15 protein-coding genes are annotated in these 15471 nt (G+C 70.4%); 12 read left to right on the forward strand and 3 right to left on the reverse strand.

Annotation, left to right across the window (positions count from 1 at the left end; genetic code table 11):
- Positions 1 to 205 precede the first annotated feature (205 nt).
- From HQ312_RS11825 to HQ312_RS11880, 12 genes are all read left to right on the forward strand, one after another.
- The gene (locus HQ312_RS11825) at positions 206 to 1543 is read left to right on the forward strand and encodes a glycosyltransferase (RefSeq protein WP_222638692.1); all 1338 of its coding nucleotides are present in this window, start codon (positions 206 to 208) and stop codon (positions 1541 to 1543) included.
- Complete coding sequence (locus HQ312_RS11830) at positions 1540 to 2415, forward strand: glycosyltransferase family 2 protein (RefSeq protein WP_056447737.1); 876 nt, start codon at positions 1540 to 1542, stop codon at positions 2413 to 2415. The genes HQ312_RS11825 and HQ312_RS11830 overlap by 4 nt, the downstream gene beginning before the upstream one ends.
- Before the next feature lie 58 nt (positions 2416 to 2473).
- Positions 2474 to 3934 (forward strand): condensation domain-containing protein, encoded by a 1461-nt coding sequence (locus HQ312_RS11835; protein WP_222638693.1) that lies wholly within the window; start codon positions 2474 to 2476, stop codon positions 3932 to 3934.
- On the forward strand, positions 3931 to 5361 hold the full coding sequence (locus HQ312_RS11840; RefSeq protein WP_222638694.1) for a condensation domain-containing protein: 1431 nt from the start codon (positions 3931 to 3933) through the stop codon (positions 5359 to 5361). The genes HQ312_RS11835 and HQ312_RS11840 overlap by 4 nt, the downstream gene beginning before the upstream one ends.
- A complete protein-coding gene (locus tag HQ312_RS11845) occupies positions 5352 to 6740 on the forward strand; it encodes a condensation domain-containing protein (RefSeq protein WP_222638695.1) in 1389 nt (462 codons plus the stop codon). Before HQ312_RS11840 ends, HQ312_RS11845 begins: the two co-directional genes overlap by 10 nt.
- A gap of 36 nt (positions 6741 to 6776) precedes the next feature.
- Entirely contained in the window at positions 6777 to 7034 is a 258-nt protein-coding gene (locus HQ312_RS11850; RefSeq protein WP_027506905.1) for an acyl-CoA carboxylase subunit epsilon, read from the forward strand.
- Positions 7031 to 7711 carry a Maf family nucleotide pyrophosphatase gene (locus HQ312_RS11855; protein WP_222638696.1) on the forward strand — a complete coding sequence of 227 codons (681 nt, stop codon included), beginning with the start codon at positions 7031 to 7033 and terminating at the stop codon, positions 7709 to 7711. Before HQ312_RS11850 ends, HQ312_RS11855 begins: the two co-directional genes overlap by 4 nt.
- A gap of 82 nt (positions 7712 to 7793) precedes the next feature.
- Entirely contained in the window at positions 7794 to 8681 is an 888-nt protein-coding gene (locus tag HQ312_RS11860) for a sulfurtransferase (protein ID WP_027506907.1), read from the forward strand.
- Positions 8678 to 9097 (forward strand): SufE family protein, encoded by a 420-nt coding sequence (locus HQ312_RS11865; RefSeq protein WP_037186768.1) that lies wholly within the window; start codon positions 8678 to 8680, stop codon positions 9095 to 9097. The genes HQ312_RS11860 and HQ312_RS11865 overlap by 4 nt, the downstream gene beginning before the upstream one ends.
- 102 nt (positions 9098 to 9199) lie before the next feature.
- The gene (locus HQ312_RS11870) at positions 9200 to 10657 is read left to right on the forward strand and encodes a condensation domain-containing protein (protein ID WP_027506909.1); all 1458 of its coding nucleotides are present in this window, start codon (positions 9200 to 9202) and stop codon (positions 10655 to 10657) included.
- Between the two features lie 89 nt (positions 10658 to 10746).
- Entirely contained in the window at positions 10747 to 12540 is a 1794-nt protein-coding gene (locus HQ312_RS11875; RefSeq protein WP_222638697.1) for an acetyl/propionyl/methylcrotonyl-CoA carboxylase subunit alpha, read from the forward strand.
- 115 nt (positions 12541 to 12655) lie between these two features.
- Positions 12656 to 13381, forward strand: coding sequence for a haloacid dehalogenase type II (locus tag HQ312_RS11880; RefSeq protein ID WP_222638698.1), 726 nt, complete (start codon positions 12656 to 12658; stop codon positions 13379 to 13381).
- Here HQ312_RS11880 and HQ312_RS11885 read toward each other — a convergent pair.
- The 3 genes from HQ312_RS11885 to HQ312_RS11895 form a co-directional block, all read right to left on the reverse strand.
- Positions 13360 to 13872 carry a bifunctional 2-polyprenyl-6-hydroxyphenol methylase/3-demethylubiquinol 3-O-methyltransferase UbiG gene (locus HQ312_RS11885; RefSeq protein ID WP_222638699.1) on the reverse strand — a complete coding sequence of 171 codons (513 nt, stop codon included), beginning with the start codon at positions 13870 to 13872 and terminating at the stop codon, positions 13360 to 13362. The two genes, HQ312_RS11880 and HQ312_RS11885, sit on opposite strands and share 22 nt — an antisense overlap.
- A gap of 42 nt (positions 13873 to 13914) precedes the next feature.
- Entirely contained in the window at positions 13915 to 14454 is a 540-nt protein-coding gene (locus tag HQ312_RS11890) for an NTP transferase domain-containing protein (protein ID WP_027503681.1), read from the reverse strand.
- Positions 14455 to 14741: 287 nt separating this feature from the next.
- On the reverse strand, positions 14742 to 15383 hold the full coding sequence (locus HQ312_RS11895) for a pyridoxamine 5'-phosphate oxidase family protein (RefSeq protein WP_222638700.1): 642 nt from the start codon (positions 15381 to 15383) through the stop codon (positions 14742 to 14744).
- Between the last annotated feature and the right edge of the window lie 88 nt (positions 15384 to 15471).

Genomic DNA, 15471 nt, shown 5'->3' on the forward strand with positions numbered 1-15471 from the left:
GCGGCGTGGGATGTCACGACGGGCCCGATCGCAACTCGGACAGCGAGACACTCGTCACCCTGGCGTGTCGGTGTGGCGTAGGACGTCACGATTGGCGGAGTCCCACCATGTCTGCAATGGTCGTTCCACGAACAGTTCGCGGAGGTCATCAGTTGCGGACGCTCGGCGCGCGGGGGTCGCGGAGCAACGCTCGAGGGGGTGAGACATGCAGGTCACGTTGGCATTTCAAGGAAGTAGAGGCGACGTGCAGCCCGGCGTCGTCCTGGCCACCGAGCTGGAACGACGTGGACACCGGGTGGTGCTCGCCGTTCCGCCGAACCTCGTCGCCTTCGCCGCGTCCGCCGGCCTCGATGCTCGCCCGTGCGGTGTGGACACCGCGGAGCTGCTCACCTCGCCCCTCGTGACCCGAGACATGGCCTCGCGCAACCCGCGCCGCCGGTTGGCAGCCGTCACGGCCATCACCGTCGCGGGAGGTCGCGCCGCGCGAGCCGCACTGACCGACCTGGCCGCCGGCAGCGATGTACTCGTGGGGTCGTCCGTCGGTCAGGAGAGCGCGTACGACGTCGCCGAGGTGCACTCGATCCCCTACGCACCCCTGCACTTCTGCCCGGTTCGCAGCAACGGCGTCGCCTCCGTCGTCCCGGTACCGTCGGCCCTCCCGGGGTTCGTGCACCGCGCGGCGTGGTGGGCGCTCGACACCACACTGTGGCGCGCCTCCCGCGGTGCGCACACCACCCTCCGAGCAGAACTCGGACTTCCGCCCATGACATCCAGTGTCGCCGGGGCGCTGGCGCGTTCCGGCGTCACCGAAATCCAGGCGTACGACGCGGCGCTGTTCCCCGGGCTCACGGAGGAATGGGGCCCGGCGCGACCTCTCACCGGTTTCCTGCATCCCGACGCCCGCACTCGCGCCGCGGTGCAGCGAGCTGCCCCGGTCACCGACGGTCTCGATTCCTGGCTCCGCGCGGGCACACCACCGGTGTACATCGGGTTCGGCAGCATGACGGTCCCCGGCGGCGCGGCTCTTCTCGACGAACTCGTCGCTGCCGTTCGGCGTGCCGGGAGACGCGTTCTGCTCGTCGGCGGCTGGGACGACCGGCTGCTGCGCGAGAACGCCCCCGGTTCCGGCGAGTTCGGGCACGATGTCCTCTCGGTGTCGGCCGTCGACCACACCGCGGTGCTCCCGCAGTGCGAGGCCGTCGTCCACCACGGCGGCGCCGGGTCCACCGCCGCCGGTCTGCGCGCCGGTCGACCCACCCTCGTGTGTCACGTCGGTGCCGATCAACCCCTGTGGGGACGACGCGTCGTCGCCTCGCGAGTCGGCGCGAGCGTCGCCGCACGATCGGCGTCCTCCGCCTCGCTCGATGCCGCTCTGGCCCGGGTGCTCCACCCACGGACACGTTCTGCTGCAGAGCGTCTCGCGGATTCCCTCGTCTCGCCCACCGATGCGGTCCGGCGGTGCGCCGACCTCGTCGAGGCGGCAGCGCAGCGCCGCACGGCCCCGCTGCACCCGACCGCCTCGCGAACGGAGACCTCCCGATGAACCGACTGTCCCTGTCCGTCGTCGTCCCGGCATTCGACGAGGAGGAGTGCATCGGCGCGTGCCTGGACCTGCTGTGCACCCAGCTCGACTGCATCACCGAGATCATCGTCGTGGACAACAACTCCGCGGACGGCACCCGTGACATCGTGCGACGACATGCCACGGACCACCCCGAGATCCGCGTGGTGACCGAGAAGCAGCAGGGTCTCGTCTTCGCCCGGAACGCCGGTATGGATGCGGCGTCCGGGGATCTCGTCGCCCGGATCGATGCCGACACCCGCGTGCCCGATGACTGGGCGGCAACGATTCTCGACTTCTTCGCCGCCGACGTCGATCAGCACTGGGCCGCCGCGTGCGGACGCGGTGAGGCGTACGAGCTGCCCTACGGCGACGCGGCCGCCCGCATCAAGGCGCGGTGGTCACCGCTCGCCCGGCGGTCGCCGTCCACCCCGGAGGTCCGCGACGTTCCGGTCCTGTACGGCTCGAACATGATCCTGCGCCGCGAGACGTGGAAGCTGATCCGCGAGGACGTCTCGCTGCGCCGCGACGTCTTCGAGGACGTCGACATGGGGCTCTGCGTCCAGGAGTCGGGCGGGCGCAACGCCTTTCTGCCCTCCCTCACCGTGGGAGTGTCGCCGCGCCGAATGGAATCGGGAATGCGGTCCTTCGTCCGCTACATGGCGTGCCTCCCCCGAACCCTGCGACTGCATCGACGCCACGCGCTCGCGGCGGCAGCGCTCGTGCTGTACGTGCCGGGGGTGTCCGTACTCCACGCCTGCCGACTCGTGATGATCCGCGCCTACGACAGCGACAGCGGATCCTTCTCCGCGCGACATCTCCTGCGCCCCCGCACCGATCGCGGAATGCCCTGAGCGCACCGCTCCACTTCCCGACCCTGCGATCTCGACCCGAACGGACGTGAGACCGAAGATGGAATTCACCGAGCTCGCCGATCACCCGCTCCCCCGGGGCGTGGTGACCGAGTGGATCCCCACCGTCACCGCGACCGACCGCTGGTATCGGGACGACCGACCACTGGCCTACACGCACGAAGAACATTGCCGTCACAGCCTCGCCAAGGCTGCCACGGGATCCTCGGACGAGATCGGCGCCGCCTGGATCGGGGCGGTGTTCGAGATCCACGACCGGTACGACGCCGAGGCGCTGCGTCGTGCTCTGCGCGCGTGGACCTCTCGCCACGAGACCTTCCGCTCGACGGTCACGACGGACGGCGTCGACGCCGACGGCGGCGCCCGTCTCGCCCGCTCCACCGTCCCGGAGGATGCGGTGGACGTGGTTCCGCGTGTACTCGGGCGTCGGCGCACGGGATCCGACGTGCACGCCGACGTCTCGGACTTCTTCGCCCGCACCCTGTCGCCGTTCCGGTGGCCGCACTGCGTGGTCGCCACGGTCGAGGACATCGCCCCGAGTTCGTCGACCGAGGAGGACGACGAGACGGACCGGTTCCTGCTCGTCTTCGGAGCCGACCACTCCGTCATGGACGCGTACTCGATGCTGTTGGCCGTCAGCGAACTCCGCCGGCTGTACGAGTTCGAGATCCACGCGCGCGATCCACGGCTGGCGGCGATCGGCAGTCATCTCGACTTCAGCGTCGTCGACCGGGAGACCGGTGACTGCCTGACCCCCGACCACGAGGTGGTCCGCACCTGGTCGTCCTTCCTCTCCGACGGCAGCTTCCCCCCGTTCCCCCTCCCGGTCGGCGCCGACGACGAGCACGGTCCCGAGCGGCAGAGCAGTCTCTCCCGCTACCTGTTGAGTGCGGCGGACACCGACGCGCTCGCCGCACACACCCGCGCGCGGGGTGCGTCCATGACCGCGGCCGTGGTCGGTGCGCTGGCACTGACCTCCCGCGACCTCGCGGGTGAACGCCGACTGCGTGTGACCATGCCCATGCACACGCGCTTCGAGCCCCAGTACGCCGAATCGGTCGGCTGGTACGTGGGAGTGGTGCCGGTCGACGTCCACGTCGACCCCGGCTCGGACGTGGACGACGCCGTGCGCCGCGCCGCCGCCGGCCTGGACGCCGTCAAGGGCTATGCACGCCAGCCGTACTCCCGTGTCGCGCGGCTGCTGAACGTGGACTCGGTGCCGCAGTTCGTGGTGTCCTACCTCGATCTGCGGCACACCCCCGATGCCGAGTCGTGGCCGCTGTGGAACACGCGCACACTCCGCAGTGCCACCGCCTCCCGCGACGAGGTCTACTTCTGGATTCTCCGCACGCCGCTCGGCCTCAGCATCGCGGCCCGGTTCCCGGGCCACGAGGAGGCGGTCCGCAACGTGCACGCCTACCTCGCCCGATTCCAGGAGGTGTTGCGCGAGTCCGCCGGCGCCGTCGTCGAGAGCGGGGCGGACAGGACGGTGCACGCATGATCATCACGGCGATGCGCAACTGGAAACCCGCACCCGGCGAACTGCTCGAGTGGCATCCGGTCGACGACGCACGGCCGCTCGTCGAGTCCGCACCGGTCGATCCCACCCCGCCGTCGTTCCTGCAGGAGAACCATGTTCGCGGTGTGCGCGCGGTGGCGGACCGGGGAGGCACGCACACCGCGTACCTCGGCTCCGCGACCGAGGTCGCCGGAGATCTCGACGTCGCCGCGTTGACCCTCGCCTTCGAGCAGTTCCTCCTGCGCCACGAGGGACTGCAGACATGGTTCGAGACGGACGGCGGCGCGGTCGTGCGGCGCCGCGTTCCCCCGGCGGCCGCGCGCCTGCGGGCCGTCTCCGCGGGCGAGTGCTCGGCGCCCGACCAGTTCCTCGACTACGTGCGCGATCGGCTCTCGCGGGACGCCACACCCCTGAGTTGGCCCGCCGTGGCGTTCGGGGCGGTGGCGCGACCGGGGGGATTCACGCTCTACTACGGAGCGGACCACGCGTTCTCCGACGGCGCCTCGCAAGTCCTGGTCCTGGCGGAGCTGATCGATCTCTATCGCGCGGCGCAGTCGAACCGTGCACCCACCGACATCTCGGCGTGGACCGGGAGCTTCCTCGAGCACGTCGCGATCGAGAACGAGAAGGCCGAGGCCGTCGACGCCGACTCCCCCGAGCTGGCCGAGTGGATCGACGTCGTGCGAGCCCACGGCGGCGCGATGCCGTCCTTCCCGCTCGACCTCGGACTCGCACCGGGTGAGACCGCTCCCGTCGAACCGATCGAGATGGACCTGCTGGGCGCGGACGACACCGCGGCCTTCGACGCCGCGTGCCGGGAGGCGGGTGGGAAGTTCGTCACGGGCCTGTTCGCCGCGGTCGCGATCACCGATCACGAGCTCGCGGGCCGCGACGACTACGCCGGCATCACCGTGCTCGGTACCCGCCACCTCGGGGACTTCGCCCTGTCCCAGGGCTGGTTCTGCAATTTCGCGCCCGTGACGTTCCCCGTGGCGGGCGCCGGCGACTTCCGCACCCTCGTCGGTCGGGCGAGCGAGGCCTACGCCCGCACGAAGGCCACCGCGGCAGCGCCGATCGGGAAGGTGCTGCAGCTGCTCTTCGAGTCCGGTGTCGGCGGCGCCGGACTGGCATCGAGCCCGCACCTGTTGTCCTACATCGATTTCCGCTGGTTCCCCGGCCACGGCTCCGAGGCCGACGACGACGCGATCCTGTTCACCGGCGAGGGCCGCACCGCGAACGCGTCCATGTGGTTCAACCGGGACGATCGCCACTTCTATCTCGGGTCGCAGACTCCCGCGACGCCCGAGGCTCAGCGGCAGGTGGCGCGATACCACCAGCACCTGCGGGAGGTCCTGCAGACGGTCGCGCGGGACGGGAACCGCGTCGTCGGTGGTGGCGCGTGCACGTGATCGGAGTGGACGCCTGGGCCCCGCGCCCCGGCGTCGTCCTGCAGTGGCTCGTGCGTTCCGACGCCGAACCCGTCCCGTCGACGGTCCCGCCGTCGTTCAACCAGAGTGCGCACCTCGCCGACGTCGACGACGGCAGCACGTGGCTCGCAGCATCGTTCGACGTCCCGGGGCCGCTGAACACCGATGCCCTGGAGCGTTCTCTCGAGCGGTTGGTCGCACGCCACGGTTCGCTCCGGACCGGGTTCGTGCGGTCCGACTCCGGTCCGTCACGCGTGAACCATCCGCAGGGTGCGCTCACCCTCCGACGACGACCGGACATCGCGGTCCCGTCCGTCCCGGAGGCACACCGCGTCGTGCGCGGCGCGCTCGATTCCGCGTGCGCTCCCTTCTCCGCACCGGCCTACACCTTCCTCGCCATCGATCGTCCGGACGTCTCCACGGTGGTGTGCGGGTTCGATCACGCGCACGTCGACGCGTATTCGCTGGCGGTCGTCATCGACGACGTCCGTCGGGGCTATCTCGGCGAGCCGGAGACCGCGCCGGATCCGGGTGACTTCGTCGACTACTGCGCAGCCGAGTCCGCGGGCACGCCGATCGACCTCGAGGACGACCGGCTCCGCACGTGGGTCGACTTCCTGCACGCGGGCGCCGGCGCTCCGCCGCAGTTCCCTCTCGATCTCGGAGTCCCACACGGGCGCACGGACCGCTGTGCGGTCCGCGTCGACACCCTGCTCACCGCACGGGAGGCCGACGCGGCCGAGACCGGGTGCCGGGCCGACGGGGCCAGCCTCTACGCCGGTGTGCTCGCGGCCATGGCGCACGCGGTACGCGACCTCGGTGGTGGCGCCACGGTTCCCCTGCTGTTCCCGCTGCACACCCGTCGATCCGCGGCATGGCGGTCGTCCGTCGGCTGGTTCGTCACCAACGCGCCGCTCGAGGTGGTCACCGAGAGCGACCTGAGGGCCACGATCCGCTCGGCCGGTCCGGCGGTGCGACGCGCGGTCGCGCTGGGCGAGGTGCCCATCGCCCGCGTGGTCGAGGCCGCGGGCGGACTCCGGCGCCCGCGCAAGGACGTCTTCATGGTGTCCTACGTCGACTACCGGTCGGCCCCCGGACACGACCTGCTGCGCAGCATCGACGCCCACCACATCTCCAACGTCACCGTCTCCGACGACGCGCAGTTCTGGATCTCCCGCACCGCGGACGGTCTCGCACTGCGGAGCCGGTTCCCCGACAACCCGACCGCCCGCACCACGATCGAGGCCTTCGTGGCCGCCGTCACGGACCACCTCGCACTCGTCGCCCAGCCGTGCGAGGCCGCCCTACGGTTCGCGGTGGACACCCGGACCGCGGCCGACGCGCCGGTCACCGTCCCCTAGAGTTCGGGGAACACCTGCACCTGGAGGAGACGCTTCGTGACATCAGCCGACGACCGGACCGAGTCCGGTACGGACGAGACCGCTCCCTCGGCGCCCTTCCTGCGCGTCGAGTCGGGCAACCCGACCGACGAGGAGATCGCCGCCCTCGTGGCCGTCCTGTCCGCCGCCACGGCCGACGCCGGGCCGACCGAGATCCCCGTGCTCGATCACTGGGGTCGCCCGTCCACCATGCACCGCGCGGGCACGGCCTTCTCGCCCTACTCGTTCACCACCGGGGTCACCGGACCGCGGTGACGGTCCGGTTCGTACTCGCGTCGCGCTCGCCCGCCCGCCTGTCCGTGTTGCGGGCAGCCGGGGTGGATCCGATCGTCCGGGTCTCGGACGTCGACGAGGACGCGGTCGCCGCAGCACTGCCCTCCGACTCCCCCCACGAGGTGGTGGTCACCGAGCTGGCCGCGGCCAAGGCGGCCGTGATCGCAGAGGCTCTCGCCCACGATCCGGAGCTGTCGACCGGCACCGTCGTCGTCGTGGGCTGCGACTCCATGCTGTCGATCGGCGGCGACCTCGTGGGCAAACCACGAGACGTCGCCGTCGCTCGCGAACGCTGGGCGGCGATGGCCGGTGCGAGCGGTGACCTGCTCACCGGTCACTGCGTCCTACGGCTCGACGACGGCCGGGTGACCGCACGCGGCGCGGCCCACTGCGGGACCACGGTGCACTTCTCCTCGCCGACCGAGCGGGACCTCGAGGCATACCTTCGCTCGGGCGAGCCACTCGCCGTCGCGGGCGCGTTCACCCTCGACGGTCTCGGTGGCTGGTTCGTCGACGGCATCGAGGGTGACCCGTCGTCCGTCATCGGTATCGGGCTGCCGCTGGTACGCCGGTTGCTCGCCGAGGTGGGTGTCGGCATCGCCGATCTGTGGGAGAGCGCCGCGGCGCATCGTGACGGGATCGACGACACCAGCGTCTGACGCCGTCCCGACGCGCGCCCTAGGATCGTGTGGTCACGCACAATCAGTTCGACCCCCCGTCTGACAACCTCAGGAGACGCACGTGTCCGTCGCGCCAGATCCCCACCCCGCCTTCGCGTCGTTCGCGCACCCCGAACGACTCGTCACGACGCAGTGGCTCTCCGCCAACATCGGCACGCCCGGACTCAAGGTCGTCGAGTCCGACGAGGACGTGCTCCTCTACGACGTCGGCCACATCCCCGGCGCGGTCAAGATCGACTGGCATCTCGACCTGAACGACCCCGTCACGCGCGACTACGTCGACGGCGAGAAGTTCGCCGACCTGATGAACCGCAAGGGCATCTCGCGCGACGACACCGTCGTCATCTACGGCGACAAGAGCAACTGGTGGGCCGCGTACGCGCTGTGGGTCTTCACCCTGTTCGGCCACGAGGACGTGCGCCTGCTGGACGGTGGACGCGACGCCTGGCTCGCCGAGAACCGCGACACCACACTCGACGTCCCCGACATCTCCGGGGCGGACTACCCCGTCGTCGAGCGCGACGACGCCGCCATCCGTGCGTTCAAGGACGACGTCCTCGCACACCTCGGATCCGGCCCGCTGGTCGATGTGCGGTCCCCCGCCGAGTACACCGGCGAGCGCACCCACATGCCCGACTACCCCGACGAGGGCGCGCTGCGCGGTGGACACATCCCGACAGCGCTGAGCATCCCGTGGGCGAAGGCCGCGGCACCCGACGGCCGGTTCAAGTCCCGCACCGAGCTCGACGAGGTCTACGGGGACGTGTCCGCCGACGCCGACGTCATCGCGTACTGCCGCATCGGCGAGCGGTCGTCGCACACGTGGTTCGTGCTGACGCATCTGCTCGGCTACGAGAACGTCCGGAACTACGACGGTTCCTGGACCGAGTGGGGCAACGCCGTGCGCACACCGATCGCGCGCGGCGAGGAGCCCGGAGCCCTGCAGTGAGCGGAACACTGCCCGCGCCGCTGGCCGAGATCGTCGACGACTTCGCGGCCGTCGAGGGCCAGGACAAGATCACGATGCTGCTCGAGTTCAGCAAGGAGCTGCCGGCCTTGCCCGCAGGTCTCGAGCAGGCCGCGATGGAGCCCGTCCCGGAGTGCCAGTCACCGCTGTTCCTGTCGGTGGACTCGTCCGACCGGTCTGCGGTGCGCCTGTACTTCAGCGCCCCGCCGGAGGCACCGACCACGCGCGGCTTCGCGTCGATCCTGGCGCAGGGGCTCGACGGTCTTCCCGCCGACGACATCCTCGACGTCCCGGACGACTTCTACACCGAGCTGGGACTCGCGGCGGCCGTGAGTCCGCTACGGCTGCGCGGGATGTCGGCGATGCTCAGCCGCGTCAAACAGCACCTGCGTTCCTGACTCGCCGCTTTGTTCGGACAATGTCGCTCTCAGCGGTAGACTGAGGTACCGAGAGCGGCGTCCGTACGGGGCGCCGCGCCGGTGTGGAAGGACAGCCGAATCGTGGAGTTCACCGAACTGGTCGACTACCCGATTCCGGCAGGCACCCTCACCGAATGGATCCCGAGTGTCGGTCCGCACGCATCGACGCCGGAGGACGCGGGGTGGCTGCCCGACGATCGGCCCACCTCCTACGTGCACGAGGCGCACCTGCGTCGCACACTGGCCAGGCCGTCCGCCGGTCGCGAGTCGTGGCTCGGCACCGCGTTCGACATCGCGGGCCCGCTCGACACCGCCGCGTTCCGGCGCGCGGTGCTGGCGTGGATCGACCGGCACGAGGGTATGCGGTCCAACGCCACCGTCGACCCCGACACGGGCGTGCTCTCACGCGTGACGGCTCCGGTCGGTGCCACCGACATCTGGGTCATCCAGCAGGACGCGTGCACGCAGGCCGGCGAGGTGTACGAGCATCTGCAGCACCTGTTCGACGAGTACACGTCGCCGCTGGTGTGGCCGTCGTACGCGTTCGTCACTCTCGAACCCACCGGACACTCCGGCAGCGACGCAGTGCCGGACCACTTCACCGTGTTCTTCGCGGCCGATCACTCGATCATCGACGGGCTGTCCATCGTGCTCATCGCGCACGAACTCACCCGCCTCTACGAGCAGGAGACCACCGGCGCCCCGGCAGGGCTCTTCCCCACCGGCAGTTACCTCGATTTCGGCGAACTCGAGCGCACCCTCTGCAGCGGGGTCGACCGGACGCACGACGCCGCCGTGGAGTGGGCGAACTTCCTCGCCGAGGACGGGGGACGATTCCCGTCCTTCCCGCTCGACATCGGACCCGTCCCGGAGGTGCCGATCCCGCAGGCCGGACTGTCCGCGTGGGTCCTCTCGCCCGAGGAGGCGGACGCGTTCACCGTGGCGTGCCGCCGCGCCGGTCCGGGCTTCTCCGCCGGCCTCATGGCCTCGATGGGCGCTGCGGCGGCTGCCGTGTCCGGTGCGGGGCGTTTCCGTACGGTCACCCCGATGCACACCCGTCACGACCCGTCGTGGGCCGCGTCCCTCGGCTGGTTCGTCGGCGTGGCTCCCCTCGCGTTCGACGTCGCGGACGGCGAGTCGTTCGGAGACGTCGTCGTGCGCGCCGGAGCCGAGATCGCACGCACCCGTCCGATCTCGCGTGTCCCCCTCGATCTCGTCGCCGAGGCGATCGACCTGCACGACACCCCGCGTTTCGTCGTCTCCTTCATGGACGTGCGCTTCGCACCCGACGCGCGGACGTGGCCCGATGTCAACGCGCGCGCACTGCGGAGCAGGAAGTACGACCACGACGTCTACCTGTGGGTGCATCGCACTCCGCAGGGCGTCAACATCTCGGCCCGGTTCCCCAGCAGCGAGGTCGCCACCGCTGCCGTCCACCGGTTCGTGGCAGAACTGCGGACCGTGCTCAGCGACGTCGTGACCACCGGGACACACCTCGTGCGGGCCCGGAGTGAGCTCACCCCTACACTCCGAAACTAGGATGACCAACCGATGGCGCGGGCGAAGGCCCGTGCTCGTCCGCCGGAGCGACACCACGCGACGGCCCACCCGACCTCACAGGAGGCTTCGTGCCCAGCCACGCCACTGCCCGCATCAGCAAGGTTCTCGTCGCGAACCGCGGTGAGATAGCGGTACGTGTGATCCGCGCAGCGGCCGACGCCGGCTACACCTCCGTCGCGGTCTACGCCGAACCCGACGCCGACGCGCCCTTCGTCCGCCTCGCCGACGAAGCCTTCGCCCTCGGCGGTCAGACCTCCGCCGAGTCCTACCTCGCGATCGACAAGATCATCGACGCCGCCGCCAAGTCCGGCGCCGATGCGATCCACCCCGGCTACGGCTTCCTCTCCGAGAACGCCGACTTCGCCCAGGCCGTCCTCGACGCCGGCCTGATCTGGATCGGACCGTCCCCGCAGTCCATCCGCGACCTCGGAGACAAGGTCACCGCCCGCCACATCGCCACCCGCGCGAAGGCCCCCTCCGTGCCCGGCACGTCCGAACCCGTCAAGGACGCCGACGAGATCCTCGCCTTCGCCGACGAACACGGCCTTCCCATCGCCATCAAGGCCGCCTTCGGCGGCGGCGGACGCGGCATGAAGGTCGCCCGCACCCGCGAGGAGATCCCCGAGCTCTTCGACTCCGCCACCCGCGAAGCCGTGTCCGCCTTCGGCCGCGGCGAGTGCTTCGTCGAGCGCTACCTCGACAAGCCCCGCCACGTCGAAGCACAGGTCATCGCCGACCAGCACGGCAACGTCGTCGTCGCCGGCACCCGCGACTGCTCCCTGCAGCGCCGCTTCCAGAAGCTCGTCGAGGAAGCTCCCGCACCCTTCCTCACCGACGACCAGCGCGCCGAGATCCACGCCTCCGCCAAGGCCATCTGCAAGGAAGCCGGCTACTTCGGCGCCGGCACCGTCGAGTACCTCGTCGGACAGGACGGACTCGTCTCCTTCCTCGAGGTCAACACCCGCCTGCAGGTCGAACACCCCGTCACCGAGGAGACCTCCGGCATCGACCTGGTGCTGCAGCAGTTCCGCATCGCCAACGGCGACGAACTCTCCATCACCGAGGACCCCACCCCGCGCGGACACTCCTTCGAGTTCCGCATCAACGGCGAGGACGCCGGCCGCGGCTTCCTCCCCGCTCCCGGACCGGTCACCACCTTCGTCGCCCCCGAGGGCCCCGGCGTGCGCGTCGACTCCGGTGTCGAGTCCGGCTCCGTCATCGGCGGCCAGTTCGACTCCATGCTCGCCAAGCTCATCGTCACCGGCGCCACCCGCGAGGAAGCCCTCGCCCGCTCCCGCCGCGCCCTCGCCGAGTTCCGCGTCGAGGGCCTCGCCACCGTCATCCCGTTCCACCGCGCCGTCGTCTCCGACCCCGCCTTCATCGGCGACGGTCAGTCCTTCGACGTCCACACCCGGTGGATCGAGACCGAGTGGGACAACACCGTCGAACCGTTCACCGCCGGCGCCCCCATCGAGGACGACGAGAACGGACCCCGACAGAACGTCGTCGTCGAGGTCGGCGGCCGCCGTGTCGAGGTGTCCCTGCCCGGCCAGTTCTCGCTCGGCGGCAACGCTGCTGCCGGTGGCAACGTCATTCGTCGCAAGCCCAAGGCGCGCACCCGTGGCGGCGCCGGCAGCGCGGCCGCGTCCGGTGATGCCGTCACCGCACCCATGCAGGGCACCGTCGTCAAGGTCGCCGTCACCGAAGGCCAGGAAGTCGTCGCCGGCGACCTCATCGCCGTCCTCGAGGCCATGAAGATGGAAAACCCCGTCACCGCCCACAAGGACGGCGTCGTCACCGGACTCGCCGTCGAGCCCGGCTCCGCCATCACCCAGGGAACTGTTCTCGCAGAACTGAAGTGAGCCGGCCGGACGCCCGCCCCCGTTACGCTCCTCTCATGGCCGACGACAGTCCGCACGTGAGAACCGATCGACGAGGGCGGGCGTTCCCGTCTCCAGGCTCGTACGGGCACGCGTCGTGACAGAGGTCAGGGCCGCACTCTTCGACGTGTTCGGCACCGTCGTCGACTGGCGCGGGGGTATCGCCGACGAGGTGCGGCGCTGGCTGGACGAGTACGCCCCCGAACGCGACGACATCGATCCGGGCGACTTCGCGGACCGGTGGCGTGCGAGGTACCAGCCCTCGATGCAACCGATCCGGACCGGTGAGCGCCCCTTCACCAAACTCGACGTGCTGCACCGCGAGAGTCTCGTGGAACTCCTGGCGGAGTACGTGCTCCCCACCGAGGCGGTCGACGATCTGACTCTGGCGTGGCACCGGTTGCCGCCGTGGCCGGACTCGGTCGCCGGTATCGCAGCCGTCCGCGAGTCCGTCATCGTGGCACCCCTGTCCAACGGCAACGTGTCGTTGCTCCTCGACATGGCCAAGCGTGCCGGCATCCCCTGGGACGCGGTGCTCGGCGCGGAGGTGGTGCAGGCCTACAAGCCGACTCCCGAGTCGTATCTGCGGACGGCGGAGTTGCTCGATCTCGCTCCCGGCCAGTGCCTGATGGTCGCGACACACAACGATGATCTCGCCGCCGCCCGTGGGTGCGGACTACAGACCGCCTTCGTGCGCCGCCCGCACGAGCACGGACCGCAGCAGACCGAGTCCGAACCCACCGACGACTGGGAGTTCGTCGTCGACGACCTCGAGGAACTGGGCAGGCTTCTCCGGTCCAGTCAGGCGAGCAGTCGTTCGTAGACGCCGACCTCGGACCCGAGTTCCCAGGCGCCGATGCCCTCGAAGGAGGACAGCACGCGCTCGTGATTCCAGTCCTCGTCGACGTGGATCTCGTGCGGATTGCCCTCGATCTCGTGCTGCGGGTAGTGGACGATCGGGATCGACAGGTACGCCGCCCGCGTCGCGACCGCACAGCACTTGGCCCACAGCGCCACCGCGTCGGCCTCGGTCATGTGCTCCGCCACGTCGCCGATGATCACCACGTCCGTCGTCGGCAGATCCACCGTGCGCGCGTCACCGAGGATGATCTCGTCGTAGTACTCGTGGAGGCGGTAGGTCTCCACGTACGGCTCCCAGATCTCGACACCGGTGATGCGGGAGAGCTGCGGCCCTGCAAGCAGTTTCGCGTAGGTCCCCACCCCCGGTCCGATGTCGAGCACGGAGACGGGTCGCTCGGACCCCAGGGCGTGGACACGGTCGCGGGTCCAGGACTTACCTTCGGACGAACTCATCGGCATGACTGTCCTGTGCCCAGCCGGGCCTCGGCGTAATCGTCAGGGGCTCGGGCGGTCGTGATCGCGACCCGTCGCGAGGTCCCCGCACTCGACGGTGATCACGTCGGGGTTGCCGCGGAGGAAGGTGCGGGCGCCCTGATCCCCCGTCGCCGCCTCCGCGACCTCCGCCCACCACCGGCGCGCGAGCACCACGGGGTGACCGGGAGTGTCATCGAAGGTGGCCCGCGCGATTCCAGTGCTCGCGGCGTGGTCGAGAACCCGCCCCACCACCTCGGCGCCGATGTCGGGGGTGTCCACCAGGTGCAGCACCGCGAGGTCGGCGTCGGTCGTCTCACATGCCTGCAGGCCCACCCGCACCGAGCTGCCCATGCCGGTGCGCCACTCGTCGTTCACCACGGCCTGCGCGCCGGGAGGCATCTCCGGCGCCGCGGCACCCACGACGACCAGGACCTCGTCGCACCCGCCATCGCGCAGCGCCCGCACCGCCAGGTCCAACCAGAGCCCGTCGTGCGCCAGGATCTTGGGGGCGCCGTACCGGGTGCCCGCACCCGCCGCGAGCACCACGCCGACCGTCGTCATGCGACCACCCTGCACGGGCTGCGTCCCCGGCGCCAGTGCGCGTCGAGCACCTCCCGGGAGCCACGACCCACTTTCCGTATACGTGAGCGGGAACCCGCGCCCACTGGCCGAGAGTGGAACACCCCGTGCACGTGACGCTCCGCTCGACGCCGAATGGCGCGGGATCCCGCCCCGTCCGCCGCCGAGAGGACCAGAAACTCCACCTCCCGGGCGCCACGTCCCACTTTCGGCGCCCACTCGCGGGAGCCCGCCCCCAGCGCCCGCAAGTGGAACACCCCGTGCCACGCCTACTCCAGCCGCGCCTCGAGCTCGGCGATGCGGTCGAGCAGCACCTTCTCCCGCGCCGCAGCGTCACGCTCGTAGAGCGCCCCCATCCGGCTCACGTAGTCCTGGTCGTAGCGCGGGATGATGCTGCGGGTGCAGTTCCAGTCGATCGCCTCGACGGAGATCACGACGCTGCGCTCGCACCGCGACTCGACGGTGCCGCCGGGTACCTGCCGGAGTTGCTCCATCAAGGCCGGGTCCGCGCTCCCCTCGACCACCGTCGCGCGGCCGTAGATCTTCACGCGCTGGCGGCGCGGGTAGTCCACGACGATCAGCGCCACGCGGTCGTTCGCGTCGAGATTGCCGGCCGTCACGTACTGGTTGTTCCCGGCGAAGTCGGCGAACGCGAGTGTGTGGTCGTCGAGCACCTGCAGGAACCCGGCCGGCCCGCTGCGGTACTGGACGTAGGGCCATTCGGTCTCGGTGACCGTCGACAGGTAGAACTGGTCCGCGGCGCGGATGATCACCTTCTCGCGGCCGTCGAGTTCGTCGGGTCCGTCGTCGCCGCGTTCCGTCTGCGCACCGTAGGCCGTGTAGCTGCCCTTCGCGCGCTGCCGCGCCAGCGCCGAGGGTCCGAACACCAGGTGGTGATAGTGGTTGCTCATCGCCCCTCACTCTTCACCACCTGTTGGCGGATCACCCAACGACCAGCGCGGACCGGTGCCCCGACTTTGTGCGGTCTCGACTGGCGGG

The organism is Rhodococcus sp. BP-316, assembly GCF_019836105.1.
GTDB lineage: Bacteria > Actinomycetota > Actinomycetes > Mycobacteriales > Mycobacteriaceae > Rhodococcoides.